The organism is Mucilaginibacter celer, assembly GCF_003576455.2.
Classification (GTDB): domain Bacteria; phylum Bacteroidota; class Bacteroidia; order Sphingobacteriales; family Sphingobacteriaceae; genus Mucilaginibacter; species Mucilaginibacter celer.
In genome coordinates this window covers 5,566,296-5,581,570 of the sequence record NZ_CP032869.1, presented here as the reverse complement: position 1 = coordinate 5,581,570, position 15,275 = coordinate 5,566,296, and the positions used below count along the sequence as shown (strand labels likewise).

The following is a 15,275-nucleotide window of genomic DNA, read 5'->3' as shown; positions in this document are numbered from 1 at the left end:
CCTCAGGGTGCTTTCTTGCCAAATGGCAAGATTATCGGGCAAAATACGCTGCAATTTTGCTTACACAATAAAACACAAGATCATGGAAAATCAAAAAAACAATATCCCCGATTTTACAACTCCAACCACCAAAATACTGGCCATTGGCCGCTGGACAGAAAAAGGCCTCAATCCCGAAACGCGCCTCCCGGTTATGACCAAAGAAGTACCGGCCACCGTACGTTTATATTTAACCGGCGCCATCGAGATGTGGTATGTAAAACCCGATTTAAGCGGCGTGGTATTTATTATGAACGTGGCTGATGTTGATACGGCCCATCAACTTTTAGAAAAATTACCCTTAGGCCAGGCCGGCATGATGGAGTTTGATTACACTCCGCTTGGCCCGATTACGCCGCTTCGCTTTTTGTTGAGCGAAGAGGATGCTGCGTAAATAATTCTCTGGTCCGGAGCGAAAGCCGGTATCAAAAATGGAAAGGCTTCCCCTGGTTCGGAGGCTTTTTCCGTTTGTGGGCGATGATAAAATTTAACATTAAACAGCGCTGCAAAATGCTAACTATTTTGGTAATAAACCTTATTTTGCAGCCATGAAAAAACATCTATTAACATTTGCCCTGCTGCTAAGCACCATGCTGAGCTATAGCCAAACTATGAAATGGTTTAACAAACCAAAGGCATGGAAAGGTAACGCCAAACAGCTTACCATGACGGTTGATCCCAATACCGATTACTGGCGTGTTACCCATTACGGCTTTATTCGCGATTCGGGACCATTTTATTATGAGGATGTTATCGGCGATTTTGAGGCATCGGTAAAAGTTACCGGCAACTACCAGGAACTTTTTCACCAGGCCGGCCTGATGGTGCGTATCGATTATAAAAACTGGATAAAAACCGGTATTGAGTATGTAGATGGCGTGCAAAATGTAAGTGCTGTGGTTACCCGCGAGGTTTCGGACTGGTCGGTTGTGCCCCGTACCGATAGCCCTAAATCGGTATGGTTAAAATTGCTTCGCAAAGGCGATTATGTGCAGATTCAATACTCGTTTGATAATAAAGATTTTAAAATGCTGCGCCTGGCTTATTTCCCGCCAAAAGTAAAAGCGCAAATTGGTGTGGTAGCCGCAGCGCCGGGCAAAAAAAGCTTTGATGTGGTTTTTGATGATTTTGTGGTAAAGCCGGTAAAATAACCTTTTACTTAGCCTAACGTTGCTACACCCGTTATCCCCTCTTTGCAATTACATGTAAAGAGGGGATTTTTATTTTCCAACCCTCTTTGCGGCGCAGCCGGAGAGAGGTTGATCCAGCGAAGCGCAGATCGGGTGAGTAAACCATGCGCTATGCCAGCCACTCTTTCTTCATGTAACGCAACCGTTACCAAAACCAAATTCATTTTGCAATGCCATTACTAACAGGATACCTAAATTTGATAAAACCTTTAATTATGAGCCAGATAAAAAAAGAAGATCTCAGCCAGGACGTATTCGATCTGTATGACGATTATGCACACAACCGGTTGGACCGCCGCGCATTTATGCAAAAGTTATCGCTGTATGCTGTTGGCGGCTTAACTGTGCCCGCGTTGATGAGTTTTTTGATGCCCGATTATAAAAACAACATCCAGGTTGGGGCCGATGATCCTCGCTTAAAATCGGGTTATATCAATTATGCATCGCCAAAAGGTGGAGGTACTATTAAAGGTTTACTATCAAAGCCGACAGATGCAAAAAGGAAATTAGGTGGTATAATAGTGGTTCACGAAAACCGGGGATTAAACTCATATATTGAAGATGTTGGCCGCCGCGCCGCCCTGGCCGGCTTTGTTTCTTTAGCACCCGATGCCTTAACACCGCTGGGTGGCTACCCCGGAAATGACGACAAAGGCCGCGAACTGCAAGCCCAAAGAAATAAAGGCGAAATGGAAGAAGACTTCATAGCCGCCTTTAACTACCTTAAAAACCATGAGGATTGTAGCGGTAAAGTTGGCGTTGTTGGCTTTTGCTTTGGTGGCGGCATAGCCAATACCATGGCTGTCCGGGTACCCGAACTTGCCGCAGCCGTTCCTTTTTACGGCGCCCAGCCGGCTGCTGCCGATGTTCCTAAGATTAATGCACCGCTGATGCTGCATTATGCCTCGCTTGATACCCGCATTACCGATGGCTGGCCGGCTTACGAGGCCGCCTTGAAAGCCAACGGCAAAAAATACCAGGCTTTTATTTACGAAAACGTGAACCACGGTTTCCATAACGATACCACTCCCCGTTATGATAAAACAGTGGCCGAACTGGCCTGGAAACGAACTATTGATTTTTTTACTGAGCAGCTGGCTTAGCTATCTCCCGAAGACGATCGTCGATTCGGCAAAACTGGCAGGGGTCCTTCGGTTGTATAAAGGTCGGGTTAACGGTTGTGGGTGTATTTCAAAACAAAAAACGGCACCGCCAAACGCGGTACCGTTCTCCCTTCCACATGTAGGTTATTTGCAAAAAATAACCTGGTTTGTTCTTCCCTGGTCGTTAGCTTCGCCTGTGGTTAGCTTGCGAATGGTGCCTAAGGTTAGGCTATAAGCACAAGATGGCCAGGCGCTGAATGGCTGATCTAAAACATAACCCGCCGGAGGATTTACCAGGTCGAACTTGGCAAAACCGCCACGTGGCGCGTTGCCTTGCGGTAACCCGTGTACCTCGTGGGCAAGGGCGTTTGAATTTACTCCCAATGCCCAGCTAAGCATCAATTCATGATCGGCAGTAAAATTAGCATGTGCCGCGGCCTGAACCGGCGTACATCCGTTGCTGCCGCCATTAAACAGCTCCTGTAGCTTAAGCAGGTTAACATCGCTCCAGTTGTTTACATAAATTTTACCAATGAGTGCCTGTGTATTTAAATTAGGCGAGCCCGGATTGGCCGGATCATCCGTAGTTTGAAATTTAACATACAACAGCGTACCATTTTTTTGATTTACAGGCAATACCTCATCGCCCGGAAGCAACCCGGCACCGGCATCGCCTCCGCCAATAATAGCGGCAGTATTTACGTAAAACAGCGGACCGTTAAAGGCGTTGTCAATCGAGGCCTGGTCAACCCTTACCCAGCCATCAGCATCGGGGTGCAATACGTGCGGTGCAATATCGGCAGGGTAATTATCCGGTGGAAGCGTATCTGGTACTGATGCAGGCAACGCGCCATCAATAACCACATCCTGGAAAGCATCCATACCGTTCCATGTTATTTTGCGCGACGCTACTTTAACACCGCCAACCGGCGTATGCCCCAAGGTAAGCGGGCTAAAATTTACATTATCAAGCGAATACAGAAACCGGTAATAAAGCGGGCTTGATGGCGCTGTAGGAACCTTTTTTGGCGCATAACCCACCAGTTTCACCGCACCAAAAAAGCCGTAGCCTACTCCTCCAACTCCATACTTGGCATGGGCCGTTTTACCAAGGCTATCAATATCCGAAGTGATATTAAAATATCCGAATGACGTGAACCAGGGTTTATTTTCAACAATTACACTTCCGTCGATACAAAACTTCACACAGAAACAGTTGTGCGCATTGTGCCGGTCGTTCTGGCGGCCGCGGGTACGGTCTTCGGCCAGCAATACATTGCCCGATGAGCTTTCAACACGGAAATAATAATCCGGACCGGCAGGCCATTCAACGTTTAACCATGGCAACAAGGTTTTCCTGAAATTATCTCCCGGGTATACAATAGTGAATTTGCCGTTGCTATCGGTATAGGCATTACCCAGAACGTCATCCTGCAATAAATCAACATCATAGGCAAACACCTTAACACCGGCAATAGGTGTTTTGGTTTTGCAATCGGTAACATAACCGCAAACCACCCAGATGTCCAACAGCGTAAGGATCCGGCAAAACCATTTGGGATCGATCCGGTAATCGAATCTGGCGTATTGGGCGTTTTCCTGCGTGCTTTTGTATAAGGGTTGCAGCGTGGTGATATGAAACTGCAATACCGGGCCTTTTTTAGGCAGCGGGATTTTGAAAGGTTCGTTGCCGCAATACCAGTCTACATCAACACTACCGCCTTCGTAGCCGGATTTAGCGCCGTCAATCTCGATGCTGAAATCTCCGTTTTCCTGCACGTCGGCCTGGGTGATGAACAGGCGCTCTTTGGTTTTCAGTTCATCATCGCTTACCTGGTGAAAAGTTTGTTTAGGATCGGCAACGGCAAGGCGGGTTTCGTTTTGCTGATCGGCAGTTTTATACACTTTTACCGATGTGCCCGCAACAGGCAATTCACAATCCGAACATAATAAACCGCGTAGGTTTCCTTTAATAATGTAATTCATAGGTTTTTGGTTAGATTTTTAACCTGCTTACTCTTTGATATTGGATTTTCAGCATACTCCGCACAATAACACCGAAGGGCAGTTTATCGGGCAGATCAAAGTTTGGGTTAAAGCGGGCGGCAAACAAGGTTGCCAATACGCTATTATAGCCTGTGGTTGTACGTAATGTGTAAGCGTAATAGTAGAAGGACTGCCAGCGTATAAGTACGCGCGGCATTTACGGAAACAAAAAAAGCGCCTTCCGGGCAGGAAAGGCGCTTCAAATCACATTTTAGGTTGTTATTGATACAAATACATTTCGGTAAGGTGCTGCATAGCTTCCCGGAACAGGGCGAAAGCAGTAGCCTCATCATTTTGGTTGATGGCGTTTATTGATGTTGCAATGTACTTATTGTACAGATCTTTAAACACCGCGTCTTTATCAGCAACTTTCTCAATGCCCTCTAACAGGGAAGCCGAAATGGTATAATATTTTTCAACCTCTGCACCGCTAAAGTGTTCTGTTAATATTTTATCGCGGAACGATCTTAAAACATTGAGCTGGCCTTCGGCTTGGGTACCTAACATGGTAGTGGTGATGCGGGTGAGAGCGCAGGGATCATTTGATGTTGTAACAGCGGGACAACCAGCAGTACCAGGACAGGGTACGGCTTGCTCTGTGTACATTTTAATGCCGTTAGCCGGTTGTATAATAGGTTTATATGGCAGATTCTCTTCTATAATGAAACCAAAGTGGTATATAAATTTATCACAATCAACTGCATTAAGAGTTTCAGTTAAACGTACCCGTCCGAAAAACTACCCACGGTTGATTTGGGTATATCCCATCTCCGGATCCAGTTTTTTATAATTCAAAACATGATTAAACAATACCTGCCACGTTCTTTCTAACGAAATCACTTCGCCGGTATTGGTCATGAAACCGTTCGGGTTGATAATTGAATTAGGCAAAGTTGCAGTTACGGTATAATTACAAGGGATCAATACCAGTATCCTTGATGAAGGATCATTTGCATCTGCAAGGCCATTCATAAATTTGATGCCGGATACATTGTCGCTACTTAAAACAGTTTCGAGGGCTGCACGGCTCAACATTACCGACTTTGCCTCGGTTGGAAATTTTTGCTGGAAATTTTCGGTTAACTCCTGGTAAAAGCTTTCGCTGATAAACTCACCTACCTGATCAGGGCTGATCTGTGAAATTTGCATTTCTTGTTTCATAAAAATGGTTTAAGGTTTTTGTATTATTTTATTAAAAGCAATTTAATAAATAACCATCGCATCCTGATATTATATATGAAATATTTTTATCAACAATAAACCAAAGCATTTAGCATTAATCAGGCTTCAAAACAATAGAAATACATACACGTAAGATTACAGTTTTTGATACGTAAAAATACGTATTAATAGTAGGGCGATTAAGTCTCATTCAAGGTAAATATTTGTTAATCAGATACTTGCAATAAATCAAAGCTAAGGCATCTACCTATTCCCTTTGTATCGAAATTGAAATAGTTACGTATTAGCATTAGTTTTATGTAAAAACTAAAAACCCTTATTATCTATTTTCAATGGAAACACAAGAAAAAAGACCTACATCACCTATCACCGGCCAGGAAGGCGCACCGATTGAACTTGATTTAGCTGCACAATGGACAGAAAACCACAGGCATCGTAACCCAAAAGATATCATATCTCAATTTTTCGGACAGGAGATATTACATAGAATACTTGATCAGCCCGGTTGTATGGGCATTCGTATTTACTATGCAAATGATCAAAGGCTTAACAGCTGGCAAAAATTTTGGGTTGCTGTAAGTAATTTCCTTTTGTCTGTTATTGCTAATGTTGGAGGGCAAAAACATTTTATCATCACAGGGGTGCTTGAAACAGGTGAGGATCAGCTACCTGAAGAAACTACTTCAAAAGCGAAATCAGCAGAAGGCGTACAAACTTTCTCGTTGATGTCTGCAACAACCTCTAATATCATAGGAGAACAATCGATGCCATGTCCGGGCTCGGCAAATTGTCCTCAAAACAAGCTCACTGGACCAACAGCATAATAAAGTCTAAAAAATGCCTACTAATTACTCACGGCAATTGGAAATCGTTTCGGTAATATCGGGGGCACTTCCGATTGCTGCTGCTGTATTAAACTTCCGAAACCTAAATGTCCTGTTAAAAATAATCGCTGCCCTATTCCTATTTTCCTTTATTGTAGACGCAGGATTATGGATGGCGCTACTGGACGGGCTGAAGAACGACATGTATGTGATTCATGTTTATATTGTAGTAAGTCTAATCTTTTATACCATTATATATCACAAGCTATTTGAAAAAAAACTTTTAAAGAATATAACAATAATATTTTCATGCGTTGCCGCGATTATCATGCTGATTTATAATCACAACTTGAATGAATATCCATCCGTATCAAATACAGCTCTTGGAGTATTTCTTATTACATTATCCCTTTGCTACTTCTATCAATTACTTAATCCACAAGAGTTTGTCCATATAGAAAAACAAGGCCCGTTTTGGATCAATGCTGGCATTTTATTTTACTCAGCTGTTAATATATTTCTTTTCATGTTACTGAATCAGATACCCCAAAATGACAGAGCCGGCTTTTACATGATTCATAGCATTTCTAATATTATCGCCAATATATTATATTCGATAGGTTTACTCTGCAAGCCGCAAAAAACATCGTAGCTTTAAGCCTGAACATATTTAATAATGCACAACTCCCCAATATTACAGGTATCTCAAAACGGCCTTGTCCCGGTGCTTATCATCGGCACATTGGTGGTTGTTGTATTAATTATTTTCCTGTTCTTCTTCGTAATCATTTACCAGCGAAGAATGCTTAAAAACCAGGCCGAGGTACGTGCCCTTCACGACGCCCGCCAAACCGACCTGATGAATGCCGTTTTTGAAACCCAGGAAAGCGAACGCAAACGCCTGGCCGAAGATCTGCACGATAGTGTTGGCCAGGTGCTTTCGGCCATTAAGCTTAACCTGCACAGGCTGGATAAAAACTGTGTGAACGAGGTAAGCCAACCCCTGTTGATGGATACCCGCAAACTGGCCGATGAGTGTATCCAGGAGATCAGGAATATCATCCAGAACGTGCTGCCCCCCATCCTTACCGATTATGGTTTACTGGCCGCCATCGAAGCCTTGTGTGCCAAGGTGGAGCAAAACACGCATATCAAAGTTAAGTTTACCAAAAACATTGCTGATAAACGTTTCCCGCACGAAATTGAACTGGCATTGTACCGCATAGCACAGGAACTGTTTGGTAACGCCATAAAACATTCGGAAGCTACCATTATTAACCTTACCATCAGCATGGATGCCGGGTACCTGGTAATGGAGTTTAAAGATAACGGCAAGGGGTTCGATATGACGGATGTGAAGCATGGCTTCGGCCTTAAAAACCTGCAGAGCCGCGTGCAACTTATTAATGGCGAACTTAATACCTACAGCAAGGCCCAAAGCGGGGCCATTACCATCATTAAATTAAAAGTGGCATAGTTAAAAGCAATAGTCTATATTTATTGATTATTTGAAAGTTTGAATTAAGCAATGGGTCCGGTAAAATTAGGCATAGTAGATGACCATAAAATTTTCAGAAATGGTTTAAAGGCTACCCTTGAAGATTGCGAGGATTTTGAAATTATACTCGAAGCATCAAACGGGAAGGAGCTGGTGGGCCTGCTGGCCACCAAAACGCCCGATGTTATCCTGATGGATATTAAAATGCCCGAGATGGATGGCATCCAAACCGCCACCTACGTGCATCAGCATTTTAAAGATATCAAGATCCTGGCGCTATCCATGTTTAACGAAGACAAGTATATTGTTGATATGATGAAGGCCGGCGCATCGGGCTACCTGCTTAAAAATGCCGAGCCCGAAGAGATCATCGAAGCCGTATCAACTGTTTACTGCAAGGGCTTTTACTTTAACGAACACCTGTCTATCACCCTCATCAAACAACTGGTAGGCAACGATCCATCCGAAGGGGCTGCCAGCAATAAAACCGATTTGAATGAGCGCGAGATAGAAGTGCTTAAACTGGTATGCCAGGAGTGCTCGAACCAGGAAATTGCCGATAAAATTTTTCTGAGCGTACGCACGGTTGAGGGATACCGGGCGCGTTTATTCGAAAAAACAGGATCAAAAAATTTAGTGGGACTGGTAATTTATGCCATTAAACGCGGTATTATCAACGTAAACTAAGCCGACAGCTTTTTATCGCCTGCCAAATTGCGCACAAATCTTTTACGGTAGTTTAACGGGCTTAAATTCATTTTGGCCTTAAACATTTTATAAAAGTGCGATACATCGCCAAAACCACTCTCGTACGAGATTTCTGATATTGGCTTATCTGTTTGTACCAACTGCTGGATGGCGTAATTTAAGCGGTACTCAATAATGGTTTCCATAAAAGTTTTACGGGTAACCTTTTTAAAGTACTTACAAAAAGCATTAGGCGTCATGTTGGCAATGCTGGCCGCTTTATCCAATGATACATGTTTCCTGAAATTTTCTACCAGGTAGGCAAACACCGGGTTAATCCGTTCGCGCTCGGTAATTGATCGTTCGGCAATAATGCGGTGCTGATCAAGCAGGTTATATTCTTCGGATGAGGCCAGGCGGTGCAGGATCTCCAGTAAACCTATCAAAATCCTGAAATTGCTTTTTTCTTCAACCAGGCCAAGCAGCATCTGGTTAATCTCCCTGCTCGTTTCGCCATAAAATGATACGCCGCAACCTGCTTTCTGAAAAAGCTTTTTGATGAGCTGTAACTCAAACTTATTGAAAAACTCTTCGCCCAAAAAGGCATCGTTAAACTGGATCACAACGGCGCTGGCTGTACGCAGCGTTTGCTCGTTCGATTCCAGTTTCCAGCAATGTGGCAGGTTGGGGCCAAGCAAAACCAGGTCGCCCTGGTTAAAATCTTCCATGTGGCTGCCAACGTAGCGTTTGCCGCTGCCGTTTATAACACAGGTAAGCTCATATTCCTCGTGAAAATGATAAGGGGCATCAAATGCCAGCTTATCAAATTTGCGCACAAGAAACGATTGGCTGTTTGCGGGCTGAAGAACTTCGTACGAGGCTTTTATCATTGCATATTTTAGCGTGAAAATAATATTTATTTAAATTACGGATAAAATCACCCATAAATGCACCATTCATTTCATTTTTTTTCACTTAAAGATAAGCTTACTTTGAGATATAAACCTAAAAATTATGAATGCACAGATCGCTCATCTACCACGGCTTGATAATTTTAAAAAACTATCCAACCACAATATTAATGAATTTAATGAAAAAGGCCATACGCTTGTGCACGAAGTGCTTACAAAAGAAGAAATTAATGCTTACCGCCCCGTAATTGTTGGCGCAGCCGACCGATACAACACCGAAAAACGTAAACTTGAAGATCGCGACACCTACGGCAAAGCCTTTTTACAGATCATGAACCTGTGGCAGGTTGACGAAGATGTAAAGAGTTTTGTACTATCAAAACGCCTGGCCAAAATAGCTGCCGACCTGATGGGGGTTGAAAACGTAAGGATCTACCATGATCAGGCCCTGTTTAAAGAACCCGGTGGCGGCCCTACCCCCTGGCACCAGGATCAATATTACTGGCCTATTGATACCCATAACACCGTAACCTTGTGGATGCCGTTGGTAGATATTGATGTGGATATGGGCATGCTCACATTTGCATCCCGATCGGACAGGGGCGGCGCCGTATTTAACACAGAAATTTCGGACGAATCGGAATCGGCCTTTGATGAATATGTAAAGGAAAAAGGCTTTGAAATAACCCGTGCCCAAACCATGGCCGCCGGCGATGCCACCTGGCACCGGGGTTTTACCATTCATAATGCCCCCGGCAATAACTCGGATAAAATGCGCGAGGTTATGACGGTTATTTATGTGGCCGATGGTGCCCGCATCACCCCATACAAAAACAACTGGCAAAAAAATGACCACGAGAAATGGTTAATGGGGAAACCCATTGGAGAGGTAATTGATTCGGAGTTAAACCCGAAGGTGCTCTGAACCGTTGATTAGAGGTGATTACGTTGATTTTTATTTGTCTGAACTCGAATTTGGGGGAATTATTGGAATTTATCGAATTTGCTTAGTATTCTGTATATTCTTTAATTCTGTAAATTCTGATTCAGACACCATCAGCGAAATCAACGTAATCAAAAAAGCATCAACGGTTACGCTGCCACCCACACCGCATCAATAAACCATTTCTTGGTATCAAAAAACTGGCCCACCGGCTGGAAGCCTGTGTTTATCGCAATCTGGTCGGTTTGCATAATGGTGAACTTTTGTGAGATCTCCATATAAATGTATTCATCCTTTTTGAAGCTTACCTTTTCGTGGCCTATCATTACTTCCTGATCCTGCAGGCTGATGAGGTAACTTTTGCATGCTCCCGATTCGGGATCGTAGGTTGGATAATGCTCAAACTGATCTATATTAAAATCAGCATGAAGCTCGCGGTTAATGCGGCGCAGCAGGTTGAGGTTAAACTCGCGGGTAATTCCGTCTTTATCATTGTAGGCGGCAAGGATAACACGTGGATCTTTTTTCAGGTCCATGCCTATCAGTACCATATCGCCTTCGGATAAATTACCCCTCAGTTCGCGGCAAAATTCGATGGCATCGTTAATGGGCATATTGCCTATGTTCGATCCTAAAAACAACACCACCTTGCGTCTTGACGAAATTGTGGCAGCTTTTTTCAGCATCTGGAAATACTCGCCGTTAAGGCCGGTTATTTTTATTCCGGGCAGGGTAACGGGGAGGGTGATATTGAGGTACGATATTACATTATCAGATATATCGATAGGCAGATAGGTAAAATCGGCATTTTTATCCAACAGGTATTTAAGCAGAAAGCTTGATTTGGTAGCATCGCCGGCTCCAAGCTCTATCAAATCAAAAGCATCTCCATCGGCAATAAGCGCATCGCAGATCTCGGCTGTTTTTTCTGAGAAGATCTCCAACTCGCAATTGGTGGGGTAATACTCGTCGCAGTTCATCAGCTCCTGGAATAGCTTATCGCCATTGGCATCATAAAAATATTTCGAGTCGAGGTGTTTGGGTTCTGATTTTAAGCCCGCTATAACATCGGCATAAAACTGCCTGTTCTCTTCGCTAATGGTACAGTTGGCTTTTTCTGGTGTAATAACTGGGTTCATAGGTATGGTGGTGGTTTGTGCCGGTTACTTTGCAAGCCTTATGCCAGTAAACTGCCAGCGTAAATTTGTTTGAAAAAAGTTACGGTATGTAATGCGGCTATGCCCCGGCGGTGTAACCTCCGATGCTCCGCGTAGTACTTTTTGGTTTACCATAAATTTGCCATTGTACTCGCCAATAGCTCCGGGGGCTTTGGCAAAACCCGGGTAGGGGAGGTAGGAGCTTTCGGTCCACTCCCAGCGCTGGCCCCAGTTAAATTGGGTAGCAGCAGCTTCCCACTCAAACTCGGTAGGCAGGCGCAGGCCTTTCCATGAGGCATAAGCATAAGCCTCAAAATAACTGATGTGTGTTACCGGGGCTTTTAAATGCAATTGTTCCAGGCCGTGGTAGGTATAGTTATGCCATTCGCCATCAATATTGTGCCAGTATAGGGGGGCTTCTACCTTGTTGGTTTTTACCCAATCCCAACCCTCGGCATGCCAGTGGCGAAAATCTTGATAGCCGCCGCTGTTAATAAACTCAAGGTATTCGGCATTGGTTACCAGTTTGGGGCTTATCTGGTAGGCATTAAGATAAACCTTGTGGCGGTTCAGCTCGTTGTCAAAGCAAAAGCCATCACCGGTAAAACCTATTTCGTAAATACCTTCATTTACGCTGATAAAATCATCAGAAACAACTTTCTCCATATCAGGAGCCGCATGGGCCCTGTTATATGCCGGGAACAGCGGGTTATGGCCGAGGATGTATTTAATATCCGTCATTAATAATTCCTGGTGCTGCTCTTCGTGATTAAAACCAAGTATCATCAATTCCTTTACCTCATCGCTAATCTCACCGCAAAGAAAACCCTCCATGGCTTCATCAACATATTTGCGGTAGCTATAAATTTCGATAACGGTAGGGCGGCTCAGGTTGCCGCGATCGGTACGGATAACACGGTTGCCTACGGTTTCGTAATAGCTGTTAAAAACGTAATTATAATCAGGATTATACTCCTGGTAACCCATAAAATAGGGTTTTAGGATAAACGTTTCAAAAAACCAGGTAACATGACCGATATGCCACTTAGGCGGACTAACATCAACCACGGGCTGCACCACATAATCTTCGGTTTGCAGGTACGAACATATTTTTTCGGTACGGCGGCGCACCTCCTGGTAACGTGTTATTAAATCCATTTAAATTACTTCCTATCCAAAAACTGTTTTAGGTTCGAAATTGTTTTGATGCCCAGTTCATTCGCCTGCTTTTGCCGCATCATTAGGGCATAAGCATTGTTAAAACCGATGGGCCTGAGCCATTTTGTCTGGTATTGTTTTTCAAATTGCTGCTGCACGTAGCTGAATGTACTATCCTTATTTACACTTATCCGGTTAACCGTTTGGGGTGGTGCCTGTAATATGGCCAACAGCCCCGTACCGGTGTACTCGGGATAAAAATCAATCTGGTTATTGGTCATGGCATCAAAACAAATTTTGGTGCCGCCGAGGCCTGTTTTGGTCGATACATCATAATCCGTATATCCTTTTATCAGCATGCTGTACATATTGGCCAGTATATATTGTTCGCCAAAAATTTTTGAGCCGATGCGTACTACGCCATTGCTCCCCCCGCGTTCGGTACGCCACAATTGGTGTGCCACCAAAAAATCTTTGGCTACCCGTTCGGGCGTTTGGTGAAGATAGTCGGTGCGGTAATTTAAATCTGTCATTACCGAATCATTTATTTTGCCTGCAAGCAGGTTTAATGTCTTTTCAAGGTCAGGAAATTTTTGCAGGGCATCATCGCGCACAATCGGGGCGGCATAATAAGGCGGAAAAATGTGCTTATCATCATCCAAAACAACTAAATTATACGCTTTCAACCTGCCATCGGTAGAGTATCCGCTGATCACATCCAGCTGTTTCTCAAAGGCTGCCTTGTACATTACCGCATCGCTTATCACGATGGTATGGATCTTTAACCCGTATTTACTCCTGAGGCCGATATCGCCATCCTGCCGGCCCATAAACTCCGGTGTAAAGCCGGCAGTAAGCTTACTGGTTGATTTTGCCGGGACTATGTAAAACAAACAAAGCAGCACCAGCAATACCGGTAATACATAAAGCGCTTTTTTTATTTTTTTAAAGCTGATTTTTTGCACCAGCGACAAAAGCACATCAAAAATAACAGCGAGCAGTGCCGATGGAATAGCACCCGCCAGTATCATATTGGTATTATTTAACGAAATACCGCCGAAAATAAATTCGCCCAAACCACCGGCTGCTATCAATGACGCTAAAGTAGCTACCCCAACATTGATTACCGTAGCGGTACGGATACCAGCAAAAATTACCGGCATGGCTAAGGGCAGCTCCACCTTAAACAGAATTTGCCATTTACTCATGCCCATGGCGGTAGCCGCTTCTTTAACCGAAGCATCAACCCCTAAAATACCGGTGTAAGTATTGCGGATAATAGGCAACAAGGCATACAGCAGCAAAGCCACAATAGCCGGTTTGGGGCCGATACCCAACAGCGGGATCATGAAGCCCAGCAAAGCAATACTCGGAATAGTTTGCAGCACGCCCGCTATCCCTAAAACAATGCCCGATAATTGTTTTTTACGCGAGATGAGGATTCCCAGCGGCAAGCCCACCAGCACGGCAACGCACAGCGAAATAAATGTTAAGCCGATATGCTGCAAAGTTTGCTCCTGCAGTTTGCCCGATTGCTGCTGCATAAACTGCCATAAAGTTTGCTGCTGCTCATTCATGGCTTTGCTTGTTTTTATATTGATAAAAAGCCGACATTAATTGCTCGAAGCCTGCCGTTTTTATTTGATTCTGATCTTTGCTGATATTGATGGTTTCGCCGGCATTAAATTTAAAGCTTTCCAAAGCCTCCCATAAACTTGAGTCGATATTAAATGACGACGCGTTGGTTTCCTTGTTCAACTCCGGAAGCAGCTCCCACAGATCATTTAGTTTGATGGTTTTAAACTCCAATTGTAAGCGTTGATGTTCAAGGAACTCTTTAACAAAATTGTTAACCGGGTTAAAAAGCAGATCGGCCGGTGTGCCCGCCTGGATGATCCGGCCTTTATCCATCAGGCAGATCCTGTCGCCCAGTTCAAAAGCTTCCTGCACATCATGGGTTACCATGATGATGGTTTTGCGCTTCAGCTCATCAAGGGCCTTGAATTCGGCATGGATTTTTGAGCGGGTAACGTTATCCAGCGCGCCGAATGGTTCGTCCATCAGCAGCACCGGCGGATCGGATACCAATGCTCTTGCCAGGCCGATCCGCTGCTGTTGCCCGCCGCTTAGCTCGTTAGGATATGCTTTTAGATAAGCCGCATCGAGGTGGAGTTTTTCCATCAACTCGGCTATGCGTTTTTCTGTTTTTTGTTTGTCCCATTTTAGCAGGTTGGGTACAACCGCAATATTTTCGGCCACGGTATAATGCGGAAATAAACCATTGTTTTGCAGCACATAGCCAATACTCCGGCGCAAAACCTCGGGTTGCTGCTCCATGATGTTTTTACCGTCGATATAAATGCTGCCACCTGTAGGCTCTATCAACCGGTTAATCATTTTGAGCGTGGTGGTTTTACCGCAGCCGCTGGTACCCAGCAAAATGAGCGTTTCCTGTTCGGGCACCCCGAACGATACACCATCCACGGCCTTAACATCCCCAAAACGCTTGCTTAAATTGTCAACCTTTATCATAGGCT

Annotated in this window: 17 protein-coding genes; 8 read left to right on the top strand and 9 right to left on the bottom strand. The window is 44.2% G+C overall.

The window, feature by feature from the left end:
* Nucleotides 1–82 precede the first annotated feature (82 nt).
* The 3 genes from HYN43_RS22970 to HYN43_RS22960 all read left to right on the top strand — a co-directional run bounded on the left by HYN43_RS22970 (nucleotide 83) and on the right by HYN43_RS22960 (nucleotide 2,332).
* Nucleotides 83–433: a hypothetical protein gene (locus HYN43_RS22970; protein WP_162996592.1), complete on the top strand. Its 351-nt coding sequence runs from the start codon at nucleotides 83–85 to the stop codon at nucleotides 431–433.
* A 154-nt stretch (nucleotides 434–587) separates the two neighbouring features.
* Complete coding sequence (locus HYN43_RS22965; protein ID WP_205589809.1) at nucleotides 588–1,190, top strand: DUF1349 domain-containing protein; 603 nt, start codon at nucleotides 588–590, stop codon at nucleotides 1,188–1,190.
* A 254-nt stretch (nucleotides 1,191–1,444) separates the two neighbouring features.
* Nucleotides 1,445–2,332, top strand: a complete 888-nt coding sequence (locus tag HYN43_RS22960; protein WP_119406257.1) for a dienelactone hydrolase family protein — start codon at nucleotides 1,445–1,447, stop codon at nucleotides 2,330–2,332.
* Between the two features lie 144 nt (nucleotides 2,333–2,476).
* On the opposite strand, the gene HYN43_RS22955 is transcribed toward HYN43_RS22960, so the two are convergent.
* From HYN43_RS22955 to HYN43_RS22940, 4 genes are all read right to left on the bottom strand, one after another.
* Nucleotides 2,477–4,318 (bottom strand): transthyretin-like family protein, encoded by a 1,842-nt coding sequence (locus HYN43_RS22955; RefSeq protein WP_119406256.1) that lies wholly within the window; start codon nucleotides 4,316–4,318, stop codon nucleotides 2,477–2,479.
* A gap of 10 nt (nucleotides 4,319–4,328) precedes the next feature.
* Nucleotides 4,329–4,535 carry a hypothetical protein gene (locus tag HYN43_RS22950; RefSeq protein ID WP_119406255.1) on the bottom strand — a complete coding sequence of 69 codons (207 nt, stop codon included), beginning with the start codon at nucleotides 4,533–4,535 and terminating at the stop codon, nucleotides 4,329–4,331.
* A gap of 62 nt (nucleotides 4,536–4,597) precedes the next feature.
* Nucleotides 4,598–4,885 (bottom strand): hypothetical protein, encoded by a 288-nt coding sequence (locus HYN43_RS22945; RefSeq protein ID WP_162996591.1) that lies wholly within the window; start codon nucleotides 4,883–4,885, stop codon nucleotides 4,598–4,600.
* Nucleotides 4,886–5,116: 231 nt separating this feature from the next.
* The gene (locus tag HYN43_RS22940) at nucleotides 5,117–5,539 is read right to left on the bottom strand and encodes a hypothetical protein (RefSeq protein WP_119406253.1); all 423 of its coding nucleotides are present in this window, start codon (nucleotides 5,537–5,539) and stop codon (nucleotides 5,117–5,119) included.
* A 353-nt stretch (nucleotides 5,540–5,892) separates the two neighbouring features.
* Between HYN43_RS22940 and HYN43_RS22935 the strand changes: the two genes are divergently transcribed.
* Genes HYN43_RS22935 through HYN43_RS22920 form a run of 4 tightly spaced genes read left to right on the top strand, consistent with a single transcriptional unit; the run spans nucleotide 5,893 to nucleotide 8,569 of the window.
* The gene (locus HYN43_RS22935) at nucleotides 5,893–6,384 is read left to right on the top strand and encodes a hypothetical protein (protein ID WP_119406252.1); all 492 of its coding nucleotides are present in this window, start codon (nucleotides 5,893–5,895) and stop codon (nucleotides 6,382–6,384) included.
* Between the two features lie 13 nt (nucleotides 6,385–6,397).
* Nucleotides 6,398–7,036 carry a hypothetical protein gene (locus HYN43_RS22930; protein WP_162996590.1) on the top strand — a complete coding sequence of 213 codons (639 nt, stop codon included), beginning with the start codon at nucleotides 6,398–6,400 and terminating at the stop codon, nucleotides 7,034–7,036.
* Between the two features lie 24 nt (nucleotides 7,037–7,060).
* Nucleotides 7,061–7,861 (top strand): sensor histidine kinase, encoded by an 801-nt coding sequence (locus HYN43_RS22925; protein ID WP_119406250.1) that lies wholly within the window; start codon nucleotides 7,061–7,063, stop codon nucleotides 7,859–7,861.
* Between the two features lie 51 nt (nucleotides 7,862–7,912).
* The gene (locus tag HYN43_RS22920; protein WP_119406249.1) at nucleotides 7,913–8,569 is read left to right on the top strand and encodes a response regulator transcription factor; all 657 of its coding nucleotides are present in this window, start codon (nucleotides 7,913–7,915) and stop codon (nucleotides 8,567–8,569) included.
* Here the strand turns inward: HYN43_RS22920 and HYN43_RS22915 are convergent.
* On the bottom strand, nucleotides 8,566–9,459 hold the full coding sequence (locus tag HYN43_RS22915) for an AraC family transcriptional regulator (RefSeq protein ID WP_119406248.1): 894 nt from the start codon (nucleotides 9,457–9,459) through the stop codon (nucleotides 8,566–8,568). The two genes, HYN43_RS22920 and HYN43_RS22915, sit on opposite strands and share 4 nt — an antisense overlap.
* Before the next feature lie 124 nt (nucleotides 9,460–9,583).
* On the opposite strand from HYN43_RS22915, the gene HYN43_RS22910 reads away from it, so the two are divergent.
* Nucleotides 9,584–10,405: a phytanoyl-CoA dioxygenase family protein gene (locus HYN43_RS22910; protein ID WP_119406247.1), complete on the top strand. Its 822-nt coding sequence runs from the start codon at nucleotides 9,584–9,586 to the stop codon at nucleotides 10,403–10,405.
* A gap of 167 nt (nucleotides 10,406–10,572) precedes the next feature.
* Here the strand turns inward: HYN43_RS22910 and HYN43_RS22905 are convergent, their stop codons facing one another.
* From HYN43_RS22905 to HYN43_RS22890, 4 genes are read right to left on the bottom strand one after another with little or no spacing between them, the layout of a single operon-like run.
* Entirely contained in the window at nucleotides 10,573–11,562 is a 990-nt protein-coding gene (locus HYN43_RS22905; protein ID WP_119406246.1) for an L-histidine N(alpha)-methyltransferase, read from the bottom strand.
* Between the two features lie 24 nt (nucleotides 11,563–11,586).
* Nucleotides 11,587–12,738, bottom strand: coding sequence for an ergothioneine biosynthesis protein EgtB (gene egtB / locus HYN43_RS22900; RefSeq protein ID WP_119406245.1), 1,152 nt, complete (start codon nucleotides 12,736–12,738; stop codon nucleotides 11,587–11,589).
* Nucleotides 12,739–12,743: 5 nt separating this feature from the next.
* Complete coding sequence (locus HYN43_RS22895; protein WP_119406244.1) at nucleotides 12,744–14,315, bottom strand: ABC transporter permease/substrate-binding protein; 1,572 nt, start codon at nucleotides 14,313–14,315, stop codon at nucleotides 12,744–12,746.
* Nucleotides 14,308–15,270 carry an ABC transporter ATP-binding protein gene (locus HYN43_RS22890; protein ID WP_119406243.1) on the bottom strand — a complete coding sequence of 321 codons (963 nt, stop codon included), beginning with the start codon at nucleotides 15,268–15,270 and terminating at the stop codon, nucleotides 14,308–14,310. The genes HYN43_RS22895 and HYN43_RS22890 overlap by 8 nt, the downstream gene beginning before the upstream one ends.
* Nucleotides 15,271–15,275 lie beyond the last annotated feature (5 nt).

Excerpts from the sequence above, each read along its gene's own strand:
- HYN43_RS22970 (WP_162996592.1), top strand. The coding sequence starts at position 83 with ATGGAAAATCAAAAAAACAATATCCCCGATTTTACAACTCCAACCACC.
- HYN43_RS22965 (WP_205589809.1), top strand. The coding sequence starts at position 588 with ATGAAAAAACATCTATTAACATTTGCCCTGCTGCTAAGCACCATGCTG.
- HYN43_RS22960 (WP_119406257.1), top strand. The coding sequence starts at position 1,445 with ATGAGCCAGATAAAAAAAGAAGATCTCAGCCAGGACGTATTCGATCTG.
- HYN43_RS22955 (WP_119406256.1), bottom strand. The coding sequence starts at position 4,318 with ATGAATTACATTATTAAAGGAAACCTACGCGGTTTATTATGTTCGGAT.
- HYN43_RS22950 (WP_119406255.1), bottom strand. The coding sequence starts at position 4,535 with ATGCCGCGCGTACTTATACGCTGGCAGTCCTTCTACTATTACGCTTAC.
- HYN43_RS22945 (WP_162996591.1), bottom strand. The coding sequence starts at position 4,885 with ATGTTAGGTACCCAAGCCGAAGGCCAGCTCAATGTTTTAAGATCGTTC.
- HYN43_RS22940 (WP_119406253.1), bottom strand. The coding sequence starts at position 5,539 with ATGAAACAAGAAATGCAAATTTCACAGATCAGCCCTGATCAGGTAGGT.
- HYN43_RS22935 (WP_119406252.1), top strand. The coding sequence starts at position 5,893 with ATGGAAACACAAGAAAAAAGACCTACATCACCTATCACCGGCCAGGAA.
- HYN43_RS22930 (WP_162996590.1), top strand. The coding sequence starts at position 6,398 with ATGCCTACTAATTACTCACGGCAATTGGAAATCGTTTCGGTAATATCG.
- HYN43_RS22925 (WP_119406250.1), top strand. The coding sequence starts at position 7,061 with ATGCACAACTCCCCAATATTACAGGTATCTCAAAACGGCCTTGTCCCG.
- HYN43_RS22920 (WP_119406249.1), top strand. The coding sequence starts at position 7,913 with ATGGGTCCGGTAAAATTAGGCATAGTAGATGACCATAAAATTTTCAGA.
- HYN43_RS22915 (WP_119406248.1), bottom strand. The coding sequence starts at position 9,459 with ATGATAAAAGCCTCGTACGAAGTTCTTCAGCCCGCAAACAGCCAATCG.
- HYN43_RS22910 (WP_119406247.1), top strand. The coding sequence starts at position 9,584 with ATGAATGCACAGATCGCTCATCTACCACGGCTTGATAATTTTAAAAAA.
- HYN43_RS22905 (WP_119406246.1), bottom strand. The coding sequence starts at position 11,562 with ATGAACCCAGTTATTACACCAGAAAAAGCCAACTGTACCATTAGCGAA.
- egtB (WP_119406245.1), bottom strand. The coding sequence starts at position 12,738 with ATGGATTTAATAACACGTTACCAGGAGGTGCGCCGCCGTACCGAAAAA.
- HYN43_RS22895 (WP_119406244.1), bottom strand. The coding sequence starts at position 14,315 with ATGAATGAGCAGCAGCAAACTTTATGGCAGTTTATGCAGCAGCAATCG.
- HYN43_RS22890 (WP_119406243.1), bottom strand. The coding sequence starts at position 15,270 with ATGATAAAGGTTGACAATTTAAGCAAGCGTTTTGGGGATGTTAAGGCC.